The sequence below is a fragment of the Bacillus sp. SIMBA_026 genome (assembly GCF_046535335.1).
Taxonomy (GTDB): domain Bacteria; phylum Bacillota; class Bacilli; order Bacillales; family Bacillaceae; genus Bacillus; species Bacillus velezensis.
Genome location: NZ_JAWRWX010000541.1, coordinates 1 through 230, shown reverse-complemented (window position 1 = coordinate 230; position 230 = coordinate 1). Strand labels below are relative to the sequence as shown.

1 protein-coding gene is annotated in these 230 nt (G+C 74.3%); it reads right to left on the bottom strand.

Translation table 11 applies throughout. The features are described 5' to 3' along the window. Positions 1–230 (bottom strand): hypothetical protein (locus SB847_RS22470; protein ID WP_486304291.1); only part of this gene is annotated, 230 nt, incomplete at both ends.

Here is a 230-nt window from a genome sequence, read left to right as displayed (position 1 = left end):
ACAAGTCGCCGGGCTCCAGCCGCACCGTGTCGGCGCCCGTGCGGAACGCATGGGCGAATTCGGGATGCCGGCGGGCGATGCCGCTGTCGATGAGACCGATCGTGACGCCGCTGTCGCCCCGCTCGATCGCATGCGCGTCGGCCATGCGCACCAGCGCGCGCGCATCCTGCGCGAACCGCGCGGCCGGCGGCACGGGCGCCAGCCGGCCCGGCACGTCCATCGGAACCATC